The following is a 21,729-nucleotide window of genomic DNA, read 5'->3' as shown; positions in this document are numbered from 1 at the left end:
GACGATCATGCGCGCACCCCCTGCCAATCGGCGTCGCGCTCGAACGCCGCCACCATCAACCGTTCCACCGTGGCGGTCTGGCGGTAGAACCGGTCCACGGCGCGCTGTGAGCCGACGTCGATCACGTGCACATAGATCAGCCGGCGGGTCTGGTCGATCTCCAGCACGATCGACCCCGGGATCAGGTTGATCACGTTGACCGCCAGGGCGAGCACGAGATCGGACTTGATGTTCAGATGCGCCCGCAGCACCGCGGTCGGCGGAAGTGGGCCCGGTTTGACCGCGAGCCACGCCACCTGTGTGGAGGACACCACCAGCGACCAGCTTACGTAGGCCGCCAACACCACGAACGACCACGGGCGCAGCCGCCCCTCGACGGGCACCGCGGGCAGGGGCAGCAGCACGGTGATCAGCAAGGCGATCGCCAGACCGCTGAGGATGTTGGCCACGGACACCGTGCCCCACAACAGAATCCACACCAACGCCAGCCAGAGCAGCGTCCAGCCGCGAAGAGTCCACCTTCTCACGTCAGCACCGCCCTCACTTCAGCACCGCGGCGATGTACTGGCTGCGGTCGAGCACCTGCGCCGCCGCCCGCTCGCTGTAGGCGAAGATCGGCCCGGCCGCGACCGTGAGCACCAGGCCGACGACGATCAGCGCACCGGTGGGAATCAACATCCCCACCGGCATCCGGCCGACATCGTCACGGTCGGCGAAGTCGATATCGTCGGCATCGTCGATCAGGGCGACCGGTACCGCCGCGGCCAGGTAGCCCTCGGGGGCGTCGGCGCGCGCCCGCCAGAACGCCTTGGTCCACACCCGCGCCACGGCGTACAGCGTCAGCAGGCTGGTGACCACGCTGCCGGCGACCAGCACCCAGGCCAGAACGGAACCCGCAGCTCCGCCGGCCTCCAGCAGCGCCACCTTGCCGATGAAGCCGGAAAAGGGCGGGATACCGCCGAGATTCAGCGCCGGGATGACGAAGACGAAGGCCAGCACCGGGCTCGCCGCGGCCAGGCCGCCGAGGCGCTGCAGGGTCGACGCCCCGGCTTGGCGCTCGATCAGTCCGACCACCAGGAACAGCGTGGTCTGCACGACGATGTGGTGCGCCACGTAGTAGATGGCGCCGGACATCCCGAGTTGGTTGGACAGCGCGATCCCGAACACCATGTAGCCGATATGGCTGACCAGGGTGAAGGACAGCAGTCGTTTGATGTCGTTCTGGGCCAGCGCGCCGAGGATGCCGACCACCATGGTCAGCAGCGCAGCCACCAGCAGCACATTGTCCAGAGCGCCACCGGGGAAGAGCAGTGAATGCGCCCGGATGATGGCGTACACACCGACTTTGGTGAGCAGGCCGGCGAACACCGCAGTCACCGGGGCCGGCGCGGTCGGATAGGACTCGGGCAGCCACGCCGACAGCGGGAACACCGCCGCCTTGATCCCGAAGGCCACCAGCAGCACCGCGAACAACGCGGTGCGGGTACCGGCCGGCACATGCTCCAGCCGGACCGCGAGCTCGGCCATGTTCAGGGTGCCGGCCGCGGCGTACACCATGGCCAGGCCGATCAGGAACACCAGCGACGACACCATCGACACCATCACGTAGGCGATGCCGGCGCGCACCCGATCGGCACTGCCGCCGATGGTCAGCAGCACGAAGCTCGCCGACAGCAGCACCTCGAACCCGACGAACAGGTTGAACAGGTCGCCGGCCAGGAATGCCGTGCACACACCGGCCGACAGGATCAGATAGGTGGGCAAGAAGATCGACACCGGCTGACGGTCGTTGCCGTCGCGGATACCCTGCCCGATGGCGTAGAAGACGACCGCCAGCAACACGATCGACGAAACCACCAGCATCAGCGTCGACAACCGGTCGGCCACCAAGGTGATGCCCAGTGGACCCATCCCCGGTTGGCTCTGGCCCCAGCCGCCGACCTGCACGGCGGTGGTGCCGTCGCGGTCCACGAGGTACAGCAGCGTCGCACATACCGTGACCACGGAGGTCAGCGACGCCAGGGCCACCAACTGCTGCAGCCGCGGGGTGCGGCCGGCGAACAGCGTCACCGCCGCGGCGATCGTGGGAATCAAGACCGGCAGTGGGGTCAGGACCTGGGAGAGGGTCATCGTGACCCCTCCGCACCCGGCAGGGCGTCGAGCTCGTCGGCCGCGTCGGTGTCGCGGGACGGCACCACATCGGGGATGTCGTCGGCATCCATCTCGGTACCCTCGGCGACCCGTGCGGTTTCGGGATCGGTCTCCACATCTTCGGCGGTGGTCAACTGATACGACCGATACGCCAGCGCCAGGACGAACGCCGCGATGCCCATGCTGATGACGATGGCGGTCAGGATCATGCCCTGGGCCAAGGGATCTGCGGTGGTGGTGTGCCCGTCGCTGGTGCGTCCGCGGATCGGCGGGTTACCGGCGTCGCCGCCGACGGTGAGGATGAGCAGATTGACCGCGTTGCCGATCAGCAGCAGCCCCAACAGCATTCGGGTCAGGTTGCGTTCGAGCAGCAGATAGACACCGGCGCTGGTGAGTCCGCCGATCATGACAAGGGGGGCGACGTGCACGACGAGGGGATTCATGTCCGGGCCATCTCCACGTCGACGCGGGCACCCAGGCTGCGCAGGATATCGAGCACAAGGCCCACCACGATCAGGTAGACCCCCAGGTCGAAGAACAGTGCCGTCACCAGCTTGACCGGGCCCAGCACCGGGATGTCGAGATGGACCACCGCCGAGGACAGCACGGGTGCGCCGAGGAACAGGGAGGTGACCGCGGTGCCCGCCGAGAGCGCGAGGCCGGTACCCAGAATCTTGCCGGCGTCCAGGGGCAGGGTCTCACCGAGTTCGTAGCGGCCCCCGGCCAGATAGCGCAGTACCAGCGCCAGCCCGGCGGTCAACCCGCCGGCGAAACCGCCGCCGGGGGTGTTGTGCCCGGCGAAGAAGAAGTACGCCGACAGCACCATGATGAGCGGGAAGATGAGGCGGGTGGCCACCTCGAGCACCAGCGAGCGGTGCTTGGGATCGCGCAGATCGCTGCCGCGCAACCAGGTGATATCGCCGACGGCGGGACTGTAGGCGGTGACCGGGCCGATATCGGGCTGGCCGGCCGCGCTCCCGCCGGCCTGCGGCACCCGCGGCGCGGCCCCGAAACGCCGGTGCCGGAACACCAGTGATGCCACACCCGTCGCGGCGACCAGCAGCACCGAGATCTCGCCCATGGTGTCCCAGGCCCGGATGTCGACGAGGAGGACGTTGACGGTGTTGGCGCCGTGCCCGCGGTAGTACGCGGCGTCGGGCAGCAGGGTGGCGATCGGCGTGGTGCGCCGGGCCGCCATCGCGAACACCGCGAGCCCCGTGACGGACGCGCCGACCGTCAGCGCCAGGGCGGCGCGCGGAAGCCGGTTGCGCTTGATGTTGGAGCTGTTCGCCTCGGCGGGCAAGGTGCGTAACACGAGCACGAAGATCACCAGCACCAGCGTTTCCACCAGGAACTGCGTCAGCGCCAGGTCGGGTGCGCCGTGGAAGGCGAAGATCACGCCGCAGCCGTACCCCGTCACCCCGACCAGCAGGACGGCCGCCAGCCGATTGCGCATGACGGTCGCGCCGACGGCCGCCGCCAGCATCAGCAGACCCACCACCACCTGCAGCGGGGAATCCCACAACCGCAGTTCGGGCCGGTCCCTGGCACCGGACAGCAGGGCGCCGACGGGAAGCACGACCAGCGTGCACAGGATGACGGCCTGGGTGGCCGGGATGGAACCGCGCTGGGTCTGGCCGGTCAACCGGACGGCCACGATGTCGAGTCCGCGCATCACCGCGTCGTAGATCCGGTCGGCATTACCGAGTGGCAGGTAGGCGCCCCGGGCGCGGGGCAGCCGGTTGCGCCCGAAGAACAGCGCGGCGCCGGCGGCCAGGACCAGGGCCGACAACAGCAGCGGCAGGCCCAGACCGTGCCACAGCGCCAGGTAGTAGTCGGATTCGCCGGGAATCGTCTCGGAGTAGTCGTCGAGTTTGTCGTCGAGGGTGCCCGGGAACAGGCCGAACACCAGGCCCGCCGCGGCCAGGATGGCGGGGGAGGCCAGGAAGCTCGGTGACGGCCGGTGCATCTCGGCGACCCGCACACTGGGGGTGACCGCACCCTTTCCCGAACCCTTGGCCGCGAACGCGCCCCACAGGAACCGCAGGCTGTAGACGGTGGTGAACACCGACCCGATCACGATGCCGGCCAACACGAACGGCGCGGCCGAGCCCAGCGAGGCGCTGTGCAAGACGGTCTCCAGGTCCGCCTCCTTGGCGACGAAACCGAAGAACGGCGGCAGCGCGGCCATGCTCGCGGTGGCCCCCACGGCGATGACGAACAGCGGTGGGTACTTCCGGCCGAGCCCCGCCAACTTGCGGATGTCGCGGGTACCGGTGGCGTGGTCGATGACGCCGACCACCATGAACAGCGCGGCCTTGAACATGGCGTGCGCACACAACATGGCCAGTCCGGCCAGCATCATGTCCGGCCCGCCCGCCCCGACCATGACCGTGATGAGGCCCAACTGGCTGACGGTGCCGAAGGCCAGAATCAGCTTGAGGTCGTATTCGCGGACCGCGCGCCAGCCGGCCATCAGCATGGTCAGCAGGCCGAGGCCGACCACCATGGGCCGCCACAGCGGGTTGTCGGCGAAACCCGGGGTCAGCCGCGCCACCAGATAGACACCCGCCTTGACCATCGCCGCGGCGTGCAGATAGGCGCTGACGGGTGTGGGCGCGGCCATGGCGCCGGGCAGCCAGAAGTGCAGGGGCACGATTGCGGACTTGGACAGCGCGCCGACGAGGATCAGCACGATGGCGATCGAGGCCGCGGTCCCGGTGGGCGGCGCCGCGATCAGCTCGGAGAGCAGATAGGTACCGGCCAGCTGGCCGAGCACGATGATGCCCACCAGCATCGCCAGCCCGCCCAGGGTCGTCACCAGCAGCGCCTGGGTGGCGGCGCGGCGGCTGGTGGCGCGCTCCGCGTAGTGGCCGACCAGCAGGAAGGACAGCACGGTGGTGGTTTCCCAGAAGATGTAGAGCACCAGCATGTTGTCGCTGGCGACCAGCCCGAACATGGCGCCGGAGAAGGCCACGAGTTCGGCGGCGAAACTGGGCAGCCGCTTCTCGGTGTGCCCGTCGTGATGCTGGAAGTATCCGGCGCAGTAGAACAGCACGAGCGCGCCGATACCCAGGACGAGGACGCTCATGATCGCGGCCAGCGAATCGAAGCGCAGCGTGATGTCCATCGAGAGTTCGGGAACCCACGGGATGTCCAGGGTGGGCACCCGGTCGGCGCTCGGCCAGTTCTGTGCCACCCAGATCAGCGAGCCGAGCGGGACGAGTGCCAGTGCATAGAACGCCGCTCGGCCCCACCTGGCCACCAGAAGTGGCGCCAGCGCGGTCGCGACCGCGTGGGCGAGCAGGACGGTGAGCATGGCACTCCGATCGGGTTGGGGTCGGGGTGTCCCTCTATGACTTTGTCTTAACACGCATTCTACGTGGGTCGCGATGGCTAACATCGGCCCGAGCAGCGAAGGAGCGAAAGTCCTTGGCAAGTAACGGGGTTGTGGTGGTCGGCGCTGGCCCGACCGGCTTGATGCTGGCCTGCGAGCTGGCGCTGGGCGGGGTACCCGTGCAACTCGTGGAGGAACGCACCTCGACGCCGAACGTCACCCGCGCCTTCGCCGTGCACGCCCGCACCCTCGAACTGCTCGACGCGCGCGGCCTCGCCGACCGGCTGCTGCCCGAGGGTTTGCCGGTGTACGAGCTGACCCCGCCGGGCGGGGCGACCCTGGATCTGCGGGACCTGCCCACCCGGTTCGGGATGGTGCTGATCGTGCCGCAGAGCGGGACCGAGCACCTGCTGGAGACCCGTGCCGGCGAACTCGGCGTCACGGTGCGCCGCGGGGCCGAGGTGGTGGGCCTGGCGCAACACCCGGGTGAGGTGACGGTCGAGTTGGCGGGCGGCGAGACCGTCGCGGCCGACTACGTGGTGGGCTGCGACGGGGCGCACAGCACGGTACGCCGGCTGGCCGGTATCGACTTCGTCGGCAAGCAGTACCAGACGCATATCCTGCTGGCCGATGTCCGGCTCGCGGCGCCGCCGGGCGAGACGCTGTTCGCCGCCACCGGCCCCCAGGGTGTGGAGCTGTTCGTCCCGTTCGGTGACGGCTGGTTCCGGGCCATCGTCTGGGACCGGCTGCGGGAGCAGGCGCCGTTGTCCGAACCGGTGACCCTGCAGGAGATGCGCGGCGCCTTCGACCGGATCGCCGGTCATGACTTCGGGATGGGTGAGATGCGCTGGAGCTCGCGGTTCCTCAGCGAGCGCCGCCAGGCGCGGCAGTACCGGTCCGGCCGGGTATTTCTCGCCGGGGATGCCGCTCACGTGCATTCCCCGCTGGGCGGTCAGGGGATGAACACCGGCCTCGGTGACGCGGTCAACCTGGGCTGGAAGCTGGCCGCCGCGGTCCGCGGGCAGGCGCCGGCATGGTTACTCGACAGCTACGAGAAGGAACGTCATCCGGTCGGCGCTCAGGTGCTCCAACTCACCGATGCGTTCAACCAGCTGGTGCTCGGCTCGTGGGCGACGCGGCGGATCCGGGCGCTGGCCGTCGCGACGGCGATCCGGATTCCGCGCAGCCGGCGGTTCCTGACCGGGCGGCTCAGCGGTATCGGTATCGCGTATCCACGGGAGCGTTCGGATCATCAGCTGGTGGGCCGGCGCGTGCCCGATGTGGACTTACGGGACGGCGGGTTCGCGGTGGTCGAGGACCGTCCCGGGCTACCCGCGGCGGTGCTGGTCCGTCCCGACGGCTACGCCGCGTGGGCGGGTGAGAGGTCAGAGCTGGCGGGGGCGGTCGAGCACTGGCATGCCTGGATCGATCGCTGACGTCGAGAAGGCCGGCGAATTCGACGCGCGGACCGTGACGGGCACGATGTGCGAGGCGACGCCGATGCCCCAGCCGAGGATCGGCCACACCGGCCAGAAGTACCACTGGTCCGCGGTCAGCCCGACGATCAGCCACGTCGCGAGCATGAGGACGGACCCGGCGAGGTAGGCGCCGAGGTGGATCTGCACACCCAGCCGGGCGGCCCGCCGCTGGGCGGCCCGGCGGCGCGGATCGTGGCGGCGTAACCGGGACGTCGGCAGGTCGGCGGTCAGTGCGCACAACTCGTCGGTGGTGTGGGCGGCGAAGGCCCGGTTCAGCCGTTCCTCGTATTCGGTGAGCTGCAGGTAGCCCTGCGTCAACGCCAGACCCAGGTCGCCGGCGGTGCGTTCCCGTTCCCGATCTCCTACCAAGGTGGCCATGGCGCCCCTCCCGAATCTAGTCAGTGACTAGTTCACTATCGCACCCCGAACTTGGCACCGTCAAGATGTGGGTGCGGCGACCATCCGTAAGCTCTTCGGCGTGAGCACCATTGTCTCGGTCAGCCGGACCATCGACGCCCCCGCCGACACGATTTTCGAGTTGATCGCCGACCCCGCTCAGCAGCCGCGCTGGGATGGCAACGACAACCTCGCCGAAGCTCCCGCCGGTCAGCGGGTGCATGCCGTCGGCGACGTGTTCCGTATGCGCCTCATCCAGGGTCCGGTCCGGGAGAACCACGTCGTGGAGTTCGCCGAGGGCCGACTCATCGCCTGGCAGCCCGCTCCGGAAGGCGAGCCCGCGCCCGGGCACCTGTGGCGCTGGGAGCTCGAGCCGGTCGACGAGCGGACGACCCGCGTCACACACACCTACGACTGGACCCGCCTGACCGACGAGAAACGGATGGCGCGGGCGCAGGCCACCACGGCCGACAAACTCATGGCGTCGATCGACCGATTGGCCGCGCTCAGCGAAAGCTGAATTCAGGTAGTCCACTACGCGTTCCTCATCGGCGCTTGTCGAGCAGTCTGTACTGCAATCAAAACGAGGGGAACGACGACGGTAGTCATTCGGTGAAATCGAATTGGTTCTCCAAGATTTCGCCAAGTCTGATCGTGTTCGCTCTGTTCGCGATTGACTTGTTGTGCCGACCGATTCCCCTACCGTCTCACGAGGGCTCCGATGACATTTCTCATCACCGACCAGGCGCCGCGCGGTGATCTGCGCGCACGGGTGGGCGGCAAGGCGCACAACCTCTTTGAGCTCACCAATGCCGGCTTTCCCGTCCCGCGCTGGGCCGTGTTGGGAACCGAAGCGTTCGATATCGCCCTGGCCGCCGCCGATGTACAGGTGAGTGATACCCAGATGACGTTATCGGAGCGACTGGCCGAGGCCGCATACGCCGAGGCGGCGCTCCAAGAATTGCTGATTCCGCAGCAGGTCAGGGAGGCGATTTCGGCCGCCCTGGAATATGTGGGCGACGGCAATGTCGCGATCCGGTCCTCGGCAAAACATGAGGACGGCGCCGCGAATTCCTTTGCTGGATTATTGGACACATTTCTCAACATTGCGGGAATCGAGGCGGTCGAGGACGCGGTACGCCGTTGCTGGGCATCGACGTTCTCGCCGCGCGCCACGCGGTACCGGCAGATACGCGGGCTGGATTTCGGCGACGTCGCCGTCGCCGTCATCGTGCAGCAGCTGATTCAACCGGTGAGCAGCGGCGTGATGTTCACGGCCGACCCGGTCACCGGTGCACGGGACAGGATCGTCATCAACGCCGTGCTCGGGCTCGGTGAGGGACTGGTATCGGGTGCCGTCGATGCGGACTCCGTCGTTGTGGCCAAACACGGCGGGGCCGTCATCGAAGAGACGGTCGGCGCCAAAGGGCAGATGATCGTCGCCGGGGACCAGGGCGGTGTCCGCACCGCCGAGGTGCCCGGACCCCGACAGCAGGTGTGCAGTATCGGCGCCGACCTGCGCTCGGGCCTCGCAGAGCTGGGCGCGCGGCTGGAGCGGCACTTCGGGGCGCCGCAGGACATCGAGTGGGCGTACACCGACGACGCGCAGATCTGGCTACTGCAGACGCGCCCCATCACCACCCTGGAAGACGAATCGGGTTTCGAGGCAGAACATTTCGGTGAAGCCGTGGCGCCCGACGCGCTGCGCATCTGGGACAACTCGAACATCATCGAGAGTTTCGCCGGCGTGACCTCGCCACTGACCTTCACCACGGCCCGTGCCCTGTACACCGACGTCTACCGAGAGTATGCGCGCAGCCTGAAAGTGGCTCCCGCACAACTGGACCAGATGGAAGCGTGGCTGCCGGTCATGCTCGGTCAGTTCAACGGCCATGTCTACTACAACCTGCTGCACTGGTACCGCATGGTCGGCATCGCCCCCGGCTATCCGCTCAACCGCCGGGTGCTCGAAGTCGCGCTCGGTGTCGGCGAACCCCTGGACAACACGACGGCGCGACAACTCAAGCCGTTCACCTACGCCGGCCCCGTGCTGAAGGCGTTTCACCGGTCCCGCAGCACCCTGACCTACGCGCGCCGGTTCCGCGGCATCGATGCGCTGGTGCAGGATTTCGACGCCGCGTTCGAGGAGTTCGTCGAACGCCACGGCCTGTCCGACGTCTCCACGCTGGACGGCCCGCAGGCGTACCGGAAGTTCCGCCAGATCCACGCCGAGGTGGCCCGGATCTGGGGGCCGATGATGGTGCTCGACGCCGTCCTGCTGACCTCGGTGGGCGTGCTCGCCGCGATGACGAAGGCCTTCCTGCCGCACGCACCCGAATGGTTCGGCTTCGCGATAGTCAACCCCGGCTCCGGGGCGGTGTCCCTCGAGCCCGCGCGGGCCCTGACCGATATCGCCGCATTCGCGCGCAGCAGCCCGGAGCTGTGGGCCTTCATCGACTCGGCGGATCCGGCGACCGCGTACCCGCAACTGGTGGAGTACGCCGAGGACGGCGGCCGCAGCTGGCAGGAACTGCGCCGCAAGGTCGACGACTATATCGACCGGTTCGGCTACCGCTGCCTCGACGAACTCAAGCTCGAGGCGCCCGATCTGCGGCAGGACCCGTCGGGCATCTTCCACATGCTGCGGATGGCCGCACCGGAGGACGCCGCTCGCCCGAACGACTCCGCGCAGGCCTATCTCGACGCGCACCTGCACGGCTTACGCCGGACGATCTACGATGCGTTACGCGCCAAGATCCAGCGCGCGGCAACCCACCGCGAGCACCTCCGATTCGCCCGCACGCAGGGTTTCGGGATCTTGAAATCCCTTGTCGCGGTGATGGCGCGGGATCTGCAGCGGCGCGAGCTCATCGATGACGCGGCCGAGATGTACCTGCTCACCCGTGATGAACTGTTCGGCCTCTACGACGGGTCGACAGGCCGCGCCGAGGCCCGTGCTGCCGTCACCCGCCGCCGGACCCTGCAACGGTACTACCACGAGTTGAAGGCGCCCCCACGGTTCACCACCATCGGATCCTCCTATACCGCAACGGAATTGACCGCAGCCGGCTGGAGTCGTGCCGGCGCCGCAGCCGAGGCGCCCGCCGGGACGGTGCTGACCGGAACGCCGTCCTGCCCCGGAGCGGTCACCGGACGTGCCGTGGTGGTGCAACGGCCGGAGGACTTCTCCAGCGGCATCCTGGTGGCCTACCGCACCGATCCGGGCTGGGTGGCCGCTCTGCCGTTCGCCTCGGCCCTGCTCATCGAACGTGCCTCCCCGCTGACCCACGTGGCGATCATCGCCCGCGAACTCGGCGTGCCCACCGTCGTGCAGATCGGCGGCCTGACCGACGCCGTGCGGACCGGCATGACGATCCATGTCGACGGCGGGACGGGTACCGTCACCCTTCTCGAGGAACAACCCGATGCGTGACGTCGAAAGCATCCGCGGCTGGCTGAGTGCACCCGCCGCCGACACCGGGATCCATCTGGCCGGCGACGACGGCGGCTGGGATTTCGTGCCGTATGTGGCGCTGGCCGACCAGGTGCTGCGGATCGCCCGGCTGCTCACCGACCGGGGTATCGGGGCGGGCGACGCGGTGGGTGTCCTGATGCCGACCTCGCATCTGTGCCTGGCGGCGATGTTCGCGGTACCGGCGGCCGGCGCGACCCTGACACCGATCGCCCCGCCGCTGTTCCACGACCCCGAGCAGTACCTGCGCCACCTCGGGGGTGTGCTCGACGGCGCACAGGCCCGCGTCGTGATCACCACGTCCGCCTTGGCCGGGCTGGTCACCGCCGCGGGTGGCCGGGCACAGCTGGTGCTCGACGAGGTGCCGGCCGCAGAACCGCTACACGATCTGGGCGAACCCGGGCCGGATGTGCTGCTGCAGATGACATCCGGGTCGACCGGCCGTCCGCGTGGGGCCCGGATCAGCTGGCGCAACCTGGCGGTCAACCTGGACGCCATCGATGCGGCCTGCCACCTGACCCCGGCGGATGCCACCGCGTCCTGGCTGCCGCTCTATCACGACATGGGCTTGATCGGCGCCGTCTTCCAGACCGTCACCCGGCAGCGCGGGCTGTACCTGATGCGCCCCGATCAGTTCGTCCGCGATCCGGCCCGCTGGCTGCGCGCCGCCGCCGACACCCGGCACACCGTCGCCCCGCCGTTCGGGCTGGCCTACACCGCGCGGCGGTTGACACCGGCTGATATCGAGGGCATCGACCTGTCCCGGCTGCGCACCATCGTGGTCGGCGCCGAGCCGATCAACCCCGACCACCTTCGGGCGTTCACCGAACTGACCGCCCGGCAGGGCTTCTCACCGACCGCATTCCTGCCGTCCTACGGGCTGGCCGAGGCCACCCTGATCGCCACCGCACATCCGATGGGTGACCCCCTGCAGGTGGTCGGCATCGACAAGGCCGCACTGCGCCACGGCCGACCGGTGACCTTCGTGCCGGGCGCGGCGACGGGGGTCGTATCGGTGGGTGTGCCGATGCCCGGGCATCAGGTGCGTATCGACGGTGCGGCGGCCGACGGCGTGCTCGGCGAGATCGTGGTGTCCGGGGACTCGGTGTTCGGCGGCTACCGCGGTGACCCGGACGGTGCGACCCGCCTGGCCGGCGGTGCACTGCACACCGGTGACGCCGGATTCCTGCTCGACGGGCGACTTTATGTCCTCGGCCGGATGGGGACGAGCCTGAAGGTCAACGGCCGCACCGTCTTCGCCGAGGACCTCGACGTCGCCGCGAAGGTGATGGCGGTGGCGGTCAACGAAGGCAACCGGCCGGGCGTCGCGCTGTTCATCGAACAGCCCTGCAAGACACCGCTGTCCGAACTGCGCACCGCGCTGGTCGCCCACGTCGGCGAGGACAATCCGCTGTGGTTCATCGGGGTGCCCCGCGGTGGGCTGGCCCGCACCTCCAGCGGCAAGCCACGCCGCGCGCACATGTGGGAGCAGTGGCGTTCGGGGCGTCTTGTCGGGGCCGAGCTGTTGTCGGTCCCCAGTTCGGGCCTGCTGGACACGGTGCGCGCACTGTTCGCCGAAGCACGCCGGCTCGCGGTGATTCCCGAGGACGCCACCGTGCATTTCGAGGGCTCGCTGGCCGAAGGCTTCGGCAACGACGGGTCCGATATCGACCTGCTGCTGCTGGTGCCCGGGGCCGGAGCCGAGGCCGTCATGCCGACGGTGCTGTTCATCGATGGGCACCGCGTCGAGATCCGCACCCAGTCACACGCGCAGGTGCGCACCCGCCTGCAACGGGTGCGCGACGCGGTGGACCGGGGGAGCAGTGCGGTCACCGAGGACACCCTCAACCGGGTGCAACGGTTCCTGCGGGGCACCGTGCTGCGCATCGGACCGGGCTACGGTGAGCTGCGCGATATCGTGTCCTACCCGGAACTCACCGGCCTGCTGGCGCGGTGGTGGCAGCGGCGGGCCGACCAGTGCCTGCGCCAGTCCGCCGCACTGGCCCTGCTGGGGCAGGAGCCCGAGGCCGTCAGCTGGGCCCGGGAAGGGCTGACCCAGACCATGAAGGCGTTCCTGGCCGCGCACGGCGAAGGCTACGTCGAGGTGAAATGGCTACCGCTGCAGATGGATCGGCTACACCGGTCCGGTGTGGCCACCGAACTGCTGGAGGAGTACCGCAGGCTGGACAGTGCCCCGACCGTCGCGGGCGTACTGGCGCTCGCCACCCGGCTGGGCGCGCCCACCCTCACCCTGGACCCGCGCAACGTGACCCTGAAGAGGGTCCCCGGCGTGACCACCTGGCCGATCCGATCCACCACCCACGTGGTCCGCGGCAAGTCCGACCTGTTCGTGCTGTCACCCGAATGCGCCGAATCCTGGCGGCACGTGGTGTTCGAGCAGACGCTCGCACAGACCCGAGCCGAGGCCGCGCACCTGCGGTTGTTCGCCCGGTACGGGCTGATCGCGCTGGCCTGGCGAGGCGCGGGAATCATCAAACCCGTTGCCACGATGTGTGATCCGGTGCGTCCGCTGACACCGCCACCATCGCGCGCACGGCCCGTACTCACCATCGAGGGCGCGCCCTCCGACGGGGCGATCGCGCGGTCACCGCTGCCGGCAAAGGCTTTCGCCGAAGCGGCGAGCGCGCTGATCCTGGCCAACATGGTGGTGGAGAACGCCCGCGAGGATTTCGACGGCTCGGTCAAGGACGGACAGTGGCAGGTGAGCACCCTGTGCGGGCGCCGCATCGCCACCATGGCCGTGCGGATCCTGGCCAGCGCATGGGGGGTCACGCCGCTGCCCGGTGACCAGGTGCTGCTCCACGATCTGGACACGCTGGTCCCGGAGTACCCCGAGTTGGCCCGCCAGGCACGCCGGCTCGCCGGGCTGACCATCGGCGACCACGACGAGGCGTTACGCGTTCAAGCCGATCTGGACCGGTTCGTCGCGGACGTCCAGACGGTGACCGGCGGCCAGATGTTCCCGTCGTCGTTCGCCTCACGCGAGCAGTGGCAGGAGACCCTCAGATACGGCTACCAATGGCTGCGGATGGGCGGATACCTGGACGCGTACGTGGAACTGGACGAGGCCAGGGACCTGCTGTCCACCGGCGGTGCCCAACCCTCGGTGCGGGGGCAGGCATGACCACCCTCACGCGTGAGGTGCTCACCCTGGTCGCGGCCATGGCGCCGGACGGCACCGCCCGACCCCACCTGGACAGCGCCCTGGTCGCCGATCTCGGGTACAGCTCGCTGCGACTGCTCGAACTGTCCATCGCGGTGGAGCGGGCCTTCGCCCTGGCGCCGCTGAGCCAGGACAAGCTGGCCGGGATCACGACGGTCGGCGATCTGGTGGAACTCGTACGCGATCAACGGGATCCGTCATGAACGTGCTGTTCACCGGCGCGGCCGGACACGTGGGTGCCGATGCGGTGGCCCGGCTGGTCGGTCGGGGTGCCCACGTGATCGCGCTGGTGCACTCCCGATCCGAGATCATCGCGAACAACGGCCGGCGGGTGCGTCCCGCCGAGGTGGTGCACGGTGACGTCCGGGCCGCCGGTCTGGGCTTGGACACCGACACCGTGCGTCGCCTCGCCGGTCAGGTCGACCTGATCGTGCACTGCGCCGCGGTCACCGACTTCGGCCTGCCCGAACACCGGTACACCGAATTGAACGTCGGCGGCACCGCCCACGCCCTGGCCCTGGCCCGCACATGGGGCTGCGGTTTCCTGTACGTGAGCACCGCGTACGTGTGCGGCGAGTATGACGGCACCTTCGCCGAGGACCAGCTCGACATCGGCCAGCGCTTCGGTAACGACTACGAGCGCAGCAAGTTCCGGGCCGAACACCTGGTGCGCGACTCCGGACTGCGCTGGGCGATCGTTCGCCCCGGCATCGTCTCCGGCGAATACCGCACCGGTCACAGCCGCGAACACAAGCACATCTACCAGGTGCTCAAACTCATCGTCGAGGGCAAACTGCGCACCCTGCCAGGGCACTACGGTGCCACCCTGGGGCTGTCACCGATCGGCCATGTCGCCGACACCATCGCCGCGGCGGCCTCGCGGTTCGCCGACCACGTCGGTCAAACCTTCCACGCCGTCGGCGCGACCCCGCTGTCCTTGCGGGCGATATCGGACGTCCTGGCCGAGTATCCGTCGTTCCGGGTGGCGGATTTCGTGCCACCGAGCACGTTTCGCCCCGACGATCTCGACGATATCGAGCGGAGCTACTACCAGAAGGTCGGGCGCCTGTACGCGAGCTACCTGTCCCGGCGCCTGGACTTCGACTGCACCAACACCCGGGACCGGCTCGGCCTCCCGGCGCCGGCGACCGGCGCGGGCTATCTGCGGCGGATCCTCGATTCCTGTGTGCGCACAGGCTATCTGGGCCGCCCCGAACCCTCGGTCGCCGAGGTGCTGGCCGCATTGCAGCGAGAGGGGAGTCGCATATGACCGATGTCGTCACCAGTAGGTACGAGACCGACACCTACTTCGTGCAGACCCGGGACGCCCTGGCCCGGCTCAGGATCGATGCGGACGAATTCTCCTTCCACCGGGCGGTGTTGCTGCTCAAACCCGATGCCGCCGTCACCGGGGGAATGAGTCGGGCGGTGGCCTGGCTGAGGGAGCACCGGTACGGCATCGTCGGGGCCCACCCGGTGGCGCTGACCCCGCTGCACCTGCGCGCCCTGTGGTATTTCAACTGGCACCGGGCCACCGCGGAACGCCGCATGCTCGCCGATCAGCTGGCGCAGCTGTCCCCGTCCCTGGTCCTCATCGTCACCCATCCCGACCGGGATCGACCGGTGTCGGTGCGGCTGACGGCGGACAAGGGGCCCGCGGATCCGGACCAGCGGGTGCCCGGGCAGCTCCGGCACGCCCTGTCGTCGGGCACCTATCTGCTCAACCAGGTGCACTCCCCGGATGACCCGGATGACGTGCTGCGTGAGCTGAGCATCTACTTCTCCGAAGCCGTTCTCGGCGATGTCATCTCGGCAGCAGCGCTGGGAGACGACGCGTCGGCGGACGCGCTGCGGATCGCCGCCGAGATCGAATCCGGGGTACCGCGGCGCAGCGGTGACCTGGCCGCCGCGCACGCGGACACCTGGAACCGCCTCCAGGGATCGGGCGCCGTGCCGCAGCCGGAGACCGGCCGGCACTGGATCGCGGCCATCGAGGCCGCGGACCGCCACCGTATACCGCTCGACACGTGGTATCGCATCGTCCTTCAGTCGGCCTATCTGCCCATGCACAGGGCACAACCGGAACGGTGAATCATGAACTCCTGCACCTTTTCTCAGACCATCGCCAGGGAGCTGGTACACAAGCGTGCGGTATCGGAGGTGCTGGTCACCTCTCTCGCTGGAGCCGCCGAGTCGACTGATCCGTGGCTGTGCCACGCGCAGCTGCCGCGCAGGCACAGCTTCCACACGGACCTGACCGGTGAACAGGGCGGCTACCATGACGCGCTGTTGGTCATGGAGGCCTTCCGGCAGGCCTGCATCGCGGCCAGCCACCTGTTCTACGACGTACCGTTGGATGCCCGGCACACGGTGCGCTATTACGAGTTGACCGTCGTGGATCCTGCCGCGCTCAGACAGGGCCCGGGCCCGATGGATCTGGAGTTCGCCATCGCGGTGCGCAAGGAGTTCCGGCGCGGTGACGGGGGTCCGGTGCAGGGGCTCGACGTCGCGGCGGTGGCCACCCACGACGGCACCAAGCTGATGGAGCTCTCGGGCGCCTTCGGCTGGATGTCCGCCGCCACCTGGACGGCCTTCCGGGCCGGCGCGAGCTGGGACCCGGGACCGCAGCCGGCACCGGTGGATCCGGCCCGGGTCGGCCGCGGCCGCCGGGAGAACGTGGTGATCGGGCATCCGGTGCCGTTGGCCGACGGCGCGAGCGCGCCGGTACTGGTGGACATCGCCCACCCGATCATCTTCGATCACCCACTGGATCACCTGCCGGGCGGTCTGATCATCGAGGCGGGCCGCCAGCTCGCGTGGGCGCTGCTCGGCCCCCGCGCCGCAACGGTCACCGGCCCGGCCCGGGTGCGGTGTGACTTCCGGTCCTTCACCGAACTGGACGCGCCGAGCACCGTCACCATGGCCCCCGACGGCGACGATGCGCTGACCTTCCGCGGCGCGGTGACCCAGTCCGGGCAGACCAGGGCGACCGTCGAACTGGCCTTCGCCTCCGATGACCGTATCTAGGTATCTGGCCGAACGATATCTGCCGGTCTACCCGGTCTATCTGACCCTGTGGGTGGTGGCCGTCGAGTCCATGGCCCATGTGCTGGGCGGTGCCGGACCGTGGCGCCCGACGTGGGACACCGCGCTGAAGGCGTTGGCGCTGATCGCCGCCGGGGCGTTCCTTCGGATGGTGGACGATCAGAAGGACCTCGACTACGACCGGCGCTACAACCCGTCGCGCCCGCTGGTGCAGGGCCGGATCACCACGCGGGAGCTGCAGGTGGCGATGGCGCCTGCCGCCACGGTGGCGCTGCTACTGGCGGCGGCGGTGTCGCTGCCGTCGGCCGCGATGCTGGCCGCAGCGCTGGGATACGGCCTGGCACTGTGGTGGGCCGAACCCCGGGTGGCCCGGATCCGCGACGATCCACTGGTCAACCTCGCGGTGGTGTGCCCGGCCCAGTTCCTGGTGACGGGATTCATCATGGTCGGCCAGCCAGGTCTCGGTGTGTCCGCGCTGGCGGCTCCGCTGGTGTTCACCGCCGCGTTCCTGCACCTGGAGTTCGCCCGGAAGACGTCGCGGATCTCCGATCCTGATGACCCGCACTGCTATTCGCGTGTTCTCGGTGCCACCGGGAGCGCACTGGCGTCATGGGCGTTCGGGGTGTCGGCGGTGCTCCTGGAGGTCGGGGTGACCGGGAATCCGCTGCCGCTGCCGATGGTGCTGCTGCCCTGCGTGTCGGCCTGGATCTTCCTCGCCCGCAAGGCCGATGAGCATCCCCGAAGCTGGCCGACGGCCTTCGTGATCGCGTTCTACCTCTGCATCGTCGTCCAGGGCCTGGCCCACACCTAGAAAGGTCCCTCGTGCATATCCTCATCCCTCTCGTCGGCAGCCGCGGCGATGTCCAACCCGGTATCGCGCTGGGTCTGGAACTGCAGCGCCGCGGACATACCGTGGTCGTCGGTGCGCCCCCCAACTTCGTCGATTTCGTCGGGAAGACGGGACTGACGGCCCGCCCGTTCGGGCCGGATGTGCACGCCCTGTATTCGTCACCCGAGGGTCAGCGTGCGCTGGCGGCGGGAAATTCGTTCAAGCTCATGAAGATGGTCAGCGGCCAGATGGCCGACTACGCCGACCGGATGGACGACGAGCTCATCGACATCTCCCGCGACGCCGAGATGATCGTGTGCACCACGTTCAGCGAGGACAGATCGGTGATCCTGGCGCAGGCCCGCGATATCCCGGTGGTCACCCTGCACACCTATCCCAGCCGCAAGAACAGCACCTACGCCCCGCCGGGCGCGCTCCCGCACCAGTGGCCGATCCCCGGTGTGGTGAACCGCGGCGCGTGGTCGGCGGTGGAGCGCCTGCGCACCGTGGTCTTCGGCAAGTACCTCGACAACCTGCGCAGGAAACTGGATCTGCCGCCGTCGCGGGCCAGTACCGAATCGTTGCTCGCCGCGCGCCAGGTGCCCGAGTTGCAGATGTATGACTCGGCGCTGGTGCCCGGGCTGGCCGAGGAGTGGGGCGACACCAAGCCGTTCGTCGGGTTCCTGTGGCTGCCGCGGTCGGCCCGGGAGGCCATCGGTGAGCTGGCCGAACAGCACACCGAGGTGGTGGACTGGGCCGATGCCGGGACCCCGCCCATCTTCTTCGGTTTCGGCAGCCTGCCGATCCAGGACTTCACCTCGGTGATCGGGCTCATCCAGCAGATCTGCGACCGCACCGGTCAACGGGCCCTGATCAGTGTCGGCGGTGCGGATCTGAGTGGGGCCGTGTCCACCGGGGCGAACGTGAAGATCGTGGATGCGCTGGCGCACGACCTGATCTTCCCGCACTGCGCTGCGGCGGTGCACCACGGCGGCATCGGCACCCTGTTCGAGAGCCTGCGTGCGGGTCTGCCGACCTTGGTGTGCTCGGTGTCCTTCGATCAACCGCTGTGGGGTAGTCAGGTGCACCGCCTCGGTGTCGGGGCGCACGTGCCGTTCACCAAACTGGGCGCCGATACCCTCAGTCGGGCGATCGGCACCCTGATGGACGACGGAACACGTTCCCGGGCAGCCGCTTTGGGCTCGCGTCTGCGGGACACCGGGGACGGCGTGCCGCGTGTGTGCGATATCGCGGAGAAGGTGGCAGCGGGCTAGCGGGGCACGAGTGTCACGGGTAGGGCGGCCGGTGACAGCACGAAATCCTTGCCCTGCGCCTTGACCTCGAAATCGGCGGGAAGCGTCACGCGCCAGCGCGAGAACAGCGCGACGGCCTGCACGGTGAGGGACAGCAGCGCGAACTGACTTCCGGGGCAGTGCCGTTGCCCCACGCCGAACGGCATCATCGCCTGGCGGTCGCCGCCGTCCCCGTCCCACCGGTCCGGGTCGAACACCGCCGCGTCCGGGAAGTAGGTGTCCCGGTGATGGATCAGATACGGGCTGAACAGGATATTGGTCCCGTCCGGGAAGTCGACCGGGCCTATCCGTCCCGGACCGTCGGAGGTGACGAGGCTGATCCAGGGCGCCCACACCCGCAGCGTCTCGGTGAGCACATTGCGCAGGAACGGCCGTTGCGTGCCTGTGGCGGAATCTGATTCGGCGTACACCCGCTCGGCGATCTCGGGTGCACGGGCCACCTCGTAGATGAGCCAGGAGAAGATCGACGATTGGGAACCGATCCCGGCCGCGAGCGCCAGCAGCAGCTCGTCGGCCGTCTCGTCATCGGAGAGCGTCGCGCCGGTCTCGGCGTCCACGTGGTGCAGCAGCGCCGAGAGCATGTCGCCGCGATCGGGGTGGTCGCGACGCTGCCGGATCAGGGTCTTCATGGCAGCACGGACCTCGCGGGACTGGCCGGCGAATCGCCGGTCGGCCCGGAATCGCAACCGGCGCAGCGGTGCGGGCAACGCACCCCGGATGATGACCTCGGACAGCAACCACGGGACCCGTTCCCGGATGAAGCCGATCTCACCGCCGCCGGTATCGGACTGGAACAAGGTGGCGAACATGGTGCGGGTCACCAGGTCGTGGACCCGGATACGGAGCTCGCCGCAGGGGCCCGGGCACAAGGACGCCGACCATTCGTCGGCGATCGTCGCCACCGTCTGCGCGTATTCGGTCAGCCGGCCCTGCCGGAACACCGGGGCGATCATCCGCCGGCGCAGATCGTGCTCGTCGCCGCTGAGCACATTGGTGGCCCCGCTGACCAGATCGCTGATGGCTTCCCGCAGCGCCTCCCGGTGGAAGCTGCCCGCGCGGCCCAGGCTGACATCGCGGATCAATTCGGGTGTGGTCAGCAGATAGGACGGCTTGGGGCCGAGATACACCCGCACGATCGGTTCGTCGGCGGGCAGCTTCAGCAGGAAGGTGCGCGGGTCGCCGGTGACCAGGTGCGCATGCCCGAGCACGGGCAATCGGCCAGGGGCGGTGGGTATCTCAGGCATCTCGCATCGCCAGCAGCAGCGTCCTGATCCGGTCGGCGAAGGCACGGGCGCGCTCGGCAGTGAGAACTGCGGCCGGATAGGTGGTCTGCAGGTTCAGCCTGCCGTCGTAGCTGAACACGGCGTGGTGACGTCCGGTGGACAGCGGCAGATTCTCCGGTGGCCCGCCTGCGGCGAGCACGCCGTAGTTCGCATTGCCGCGGATCCGGAAGTCCGTGACGGGGATCGGCAGGGATCCGAAGTCACCCATGTTGGACACCGAGATCGGTTCGAGGTTGTCGCTGCTGGCCCACCTGGCGACGATCTCGGGGATGTGCAGGCAGGTCTGCTGTACCACGCCGTCGGCCAGATCGGTGTGCAGCTGGGCCAAGATCTCCTCGCCGACGGCGCGCGGGTCGTCGGTGGGGCCCACGCTCACCTGCGCGCAGGAATAGCCCAGCACGTTGGTGCCGTCCGCATCCTCGGCCGCTGGGCTCAGCCACTTGCGGATGTTCACATGCGAGATCAGCCCGATCGGCAGTGCGCCGTCGGGTTCCAGCAGCTCACGCTCGGCCGAAAGGACTGCCCCGCAGATCAACCCGTGCAAGGTCTCATGGTGGGCTTTGGCCGAGGCGCGCAGCGCGGCGGTCTCCTCGCGGCTGAACACGGTGATCAGCCGGTGCAGGGCGAACGGGTCGGTGCCCGGGGTGCGGCCGACCGGATCGCGAAACGGGTACACCACCACGCCGTCCAGGCGCTCCGCCCCGGTGCGGGTGCCCTTGACGACACCGCGGTCGGCCAGCAGTGTCTCGGTGGCGGCCGGGACGGGGACCGGGGCCGGCTCCGGAACCGTTGCACCGGAAAGTATCTGTGCGTAGTTCTGCCACAGCGTGCTGAACCAGTGGTACAGCAGGATGCCGTCGGCGACGGCGTGGTGGGTCAGCAGTGTGACCCAGTCCTCGGTGACGTCGAGCCCGGCGACCGGTTGGCCGAAGCCGATCGGGGTGGTGGTGTTGTGCACGGGATCGACCCGACCGGTGCTGACGGGTTCGGGTGCGTCGCCCGGTACGACGAGTTCCAGGCCCGCCGCACCGAATTCGATCCGGCCGGTCAGCACGGGGTGCTGCCGCACCAGCCGTTCCCACGCCGCTGTCAGCGCGGCCAGGTCGAGCGGCGCCGCCACCCGGGCGGTCATGACCGTCGTCTCGGACACCAGCGCATGAATCGACTCGAACGGGGAAAGCGGCCGTCCTTGCGGGCTCACGGGGCCAATCTAGCCCGATATCGACGCCTTGGTCGGCGGA

Annotated in this window: 17 protein-coding genes; 10 read left to right on the top strand and 7 right to left on the bottom strand. The window is 68.9% G+C overall.

Annotated elements, in window-relative coordinates; translation table 11 throughout:
• Positions 1-5: 5 nt before the first annotated feature.
• From H7J86_RS10660 to H7J86_RS10645, 4 genes are read right to left on the bottom strand one after another with little or no spacing between them, the layout of a single operon-like run.
• Complete coding sequence (locus H7J86_RS10660) at positions 6-527, bottom strand: Na+/H+ antiporter subunit E (RefSeq protein ID WP_090358917.1); 522 nt, start codon at positions 525-527, stop codon at positions 6-8.
• Between the two features lie 13 nt (positions 528-540).
• Positions 541-2,130, bottom strand: a complete 1,590-nt coding sequence (locus H7J86_RS10655; RefSeq protein WP_267290872.1) for a Na+/H+ antiporter subunit D — start codon at positions 2,128-2,130, stop codon at positions 541-543.
• Complete coding sequence (locus tag H7J86_RS10650; RefSeq protein WP_090358921.1) at positions 2,127-2,594, bottom strand: Na(+)/H(+) antiporter subunit C; 468 nt, start codon at positions 2,592-2,594, stop codon at positions 2,127-2,129. The genes H7J86_RS10655 and H7J86_RS10650 overlap by 4 nt, the downstream gene beginning before the upstream one ends.
• A complete protein-coding gene (locus H7J86_RS10645; RefSeq protein ID WP_267290870.1) occupies positions 2,591-5,470 on the bottom strand; it encodes a Na+/H+ antiporter subunit A in 2,880 nt (959 codons plus the stop codon). Before H7J86_RS10645 ends, H7J86_RS10650 begins: the two co-directional genes overlap by 4 nt.
• Before the next feature lie 113 nt (positions 5,471-5,583).
• On the opposite strand from H7J86_RS10645, the gene H7J86_RS10640 reads away from it, so the two are divergent.
• Complete coding sequence (locus H7J86_RS10640; protein ID WP_267290868.1) at positions 5,584-6,924, top strand: FAD-dependent monooxygenase; 1,341 nt, start codon at positions 5,584-5,586, stop codon at positions 6,922-6,924.
• On the opposite strand, the gene H7J86_RS10635 is transcribed toward H7J86_RS10640, so the two are convergent.
• Entirely contained in the window at positions 6,874-7,344 is a 471-nt protein-coding gene (locus H7J86_RS10635) for a DUF1707 domain-containing protein (protein ID WP_267290866.1), read from the bottom strand. The two genes, H7J86_RS10640 and H7J86_RS10635, sit on opposite strands and share 51 nt — an antisense overlap.
• Positions 7,345-7,444: 100 nt before the next feature.
• On the opposite strand from H7J86_RS10635, the gene H7J86_RS10630 reads away from it, so the two are divergent.
• The 9 genes from H7J86_RS10630 to H7J86_RS10590 all read left to right on the top strand — a co-directional run bounded on the left by H7J86_RS10630 (position 7,445) and on the right by H7J86_RS10590 (position 19,166).
• Complete coding sequence (locus H7J86_RS10630; RefSeq protein WP_372517252.1) at positions 7,445-7,882, top strand: SRPBCC family protein; 438 nt, start codon at positions 7,445-7,447, stop codon at positions 7,880-7,882.
• A 201-nt stretch (positions 7,883-8,083) separates the two neighbouring features.
• Positions 8,084-10,795 (top strand): phosphoenolpyruvate synthase, encoded by a 2,712-nt coding sequence (locus tag H7J86_RS10625; protein ID WP_267290864.1) that lies wholly within the window; start codon positions 8,084-8,086, stop codon positions 10,793-10,795.
• Positions 10,788-13,979, top strand: coding sequence for an AMP-binding protein (locus H7J86_RS10620; RefSeq protein ID WP_267290862.1), 3,192 nt, complete (start codon positions 10,788-10,790; stop codon positions 13,977-13,979). Before H7J86_RS10625 ends, H7J86_RS10620 begins: the two co-directional genes overlap by 8 nt.
• Positions 13,976-14,221, top strand: coding sequence for an acyl carrier protein (locus H7J86_RS10615; protein ID WP_090358930.1), 246 nt, complete (start codon positions 13,976-13,978; stop codon positions 14,219-14,221). Before H7J86_RS10620 ends, H7J86_RS10615 begins: the two co-directional genes overlap by 4 nt.
• Positions 14,218-15,288: an SDR family oxidoreductase gene (locus tag H7J86_RS10610; protein WP_267290860.1), complete on the top strand. Its 1,071-nt coding sequence runs from the start codon at positions 14,218-14,220 to the stop codon at positions 15,286-15,288. Before H7J86_RS10615 ends, H7J86_RS10610 begins: the two co-directional genes overlap by 4 nt.
• Entirely contained in the window at positions 15,285-16,109 is an 825-nt protein-coding gene (locus H7J86_RS10605) for a nucleoside-diphosphate kinase (protein WP_090358934.1), read from the top strand. Before H7J86_RS10610 ends, H7J86_RS10605 begins: the two co-directional genes overlap by 4 nt.
• 3 nt (positions 16,110-16,112) lie before the next feature.
• Positions 16,113-17,045 (top strand): AfsA-related hotdog domain-containing protein, encoded by a 933-nt coding sequence (locus H7J86_RS10600; protein ID WP_090358936.1) that lies wholly within the window; start codon positions 16,113-16,115, stop codon positions 17,043-17,045.
• Positions 17,032-17,874, top strand: coding sequence for a UbiA family prenyltransferase (locus H7J86_RS10595; RefSeq protein ID WP_267290858.1), 843 nt, complete (start codon positions 17,032-17,034; stop codon positions 17,872-17,874). The genes H7J86_RS10600 and H7J86_RS10595 overlap by 14 nt, the downstream gene beginning before the upstream one ends.
• A gap of 11 nt (positions 17,875-17,885) precedes the next feature.
• Positions 17,886-19,166, top strand: coding sequence for a glycosyltransferase (locus H7J86_RS10590; RefSeq protein WP_090358939.1), 1,281 nt, complete (start codon positions 17,886-17,888; stop codon positions 19,164-19,166).
• On the opposite strand, the gene H7J86_RS10585 is transcribed toward H7J86_RS10590, so the two are convergent.
• Both H7J86_RS10585 and H7J86_RS10580 read right to left on the bottom strand, forming a co-directional pair.
• Positions 19,163-20,449 (bottom strand): cytochrome P450, encoded by a 1,287-nt coding sequence (locus H7J86_RS10585; RefSeq protein ID WP_187098184.1) that lies wholly within the window; start codon positions 20,447-20,449, stop codon positions 19,163-19,165. The two genes, H7J86_RS10590 and H7J86_RS10585, sit on opposite strands and share 4 nt — an antisense overlap.
• Complete coding sequence (locus H7J86_RS10580; RefSeq protein WP_267290856.1) at positions 20,442-21,689, bottom strand: phthiocerol/phthiodiolone dimycocerosyl transferase family protein; 1,248 nt, start codon at positions 21,687-21,689, stop codon at positions 20,442-20,444. Before H7J86_RS10580 ends, H7J86_RS10585 begins: the two co-directional genes overlap by 8 nt.
• Between the last annotated feature and the right edge of the window lie 40 nt (positions 21,690-21,729).

The organism is Mycobacterium hackensackense (assembly GCF_025822555.1).
GTDB lineage: Bacteria > Actinomycetota > Actinomycetes > Mycobacteriales > Mycobacteriaceae > Mycobacterium > Mycobacterium fluoranthenivorans.
Note: the sequence above shows the minus strand (reverse complement) of the source record. Positions and strands in the feature narration are given on the sequence as shown.

Bases quoted from the DNA above. Each gene is read 5' to 3' on its own strand.
- H7J86_RS10605 (WP_090358934.1), top strand. From the start codon at position 15,285: ATGACCGATGTCGTCACCAGTAGGTACGAGACCGACACCTACTTCGTG.
- H7J86_RS10655 (WP_267290872.1), bottom strand. From the start codon at position 2,130: ATGACCCTCTCCCAGGTCCTGACCCCACTGCCGGTCTTGATTCCCACG.
- H7J86_RS10650 (WP_090358921.1), bottom strand. From the start codon at position 2,594: ATGAATCCCCTCGTCGTGCACGTCGCCCCCCTTGTCATGATCGGCGGA.
- H7J86_RS10635 (WP_267290866.1), bottom strand. From the start codon at position 7,344: ATGGCCACCTTGGTAGGAGATCGGGAACGGGAACGCACCGCCGGCGAC.
- H7J86_RS10595 (WP_267290858.1), top strand. From the start codon at position 17,032: ATGACCGTATCTAGGTATCTGGCCGAACGATATCTGCCGGTCTACCCG.
- H7J86_RS10625 (WP_267290864.1), top strand. From the start codon at position 8,084: ATGACATTTCTCATCACCGACCAGGCGCCGCGCGGTGATCTGCGCGCA.
- H7J86_RS10610 (WP_267290860.1), top strand. From the start codon at position 14,218: ATGAACGTGCTGTTCACCGGCGCGGCCGGACACGTGGGTGCCGATGCG.
- H7J86_RS10585 (WP_187098184.1), bottom strand. From the start codon at position 20,449: ATGCCTGAGATACCCACCGCCCCTGGCCGATTGCCCGTGCTCGGGCAT.
- H7J86_RS10645 (WP_267290870.1), bottom strand. From the start codon at position 5,470: ATGCTCACCGTCCTGCTCGCCCACGCGGTCGCGACCGCGCTGGCGCCA.
- H7J86_RS10615 (WP_090358930.1), top strand. From the start codon at position 13,976: ATGACCACCCTCACGCGTGAGGTGCTCACCCTGGTCGCGGCCATGGCG.
- H7J86_RS10620 (WP_267290862.1), top strand. From the start codon at position 10,788: ATGCGTGACGTCGAAAGCATCCGCGGCTGGCTGAGTGCACCCGCCGCC.
- H7J86_RS10600 (WP_090358936.1), top strand. From the start codon at position 16,113: ATGAACTCCTGCACCTTTTCTCAGACCATCGCCAGGGAGCTGGTACAC.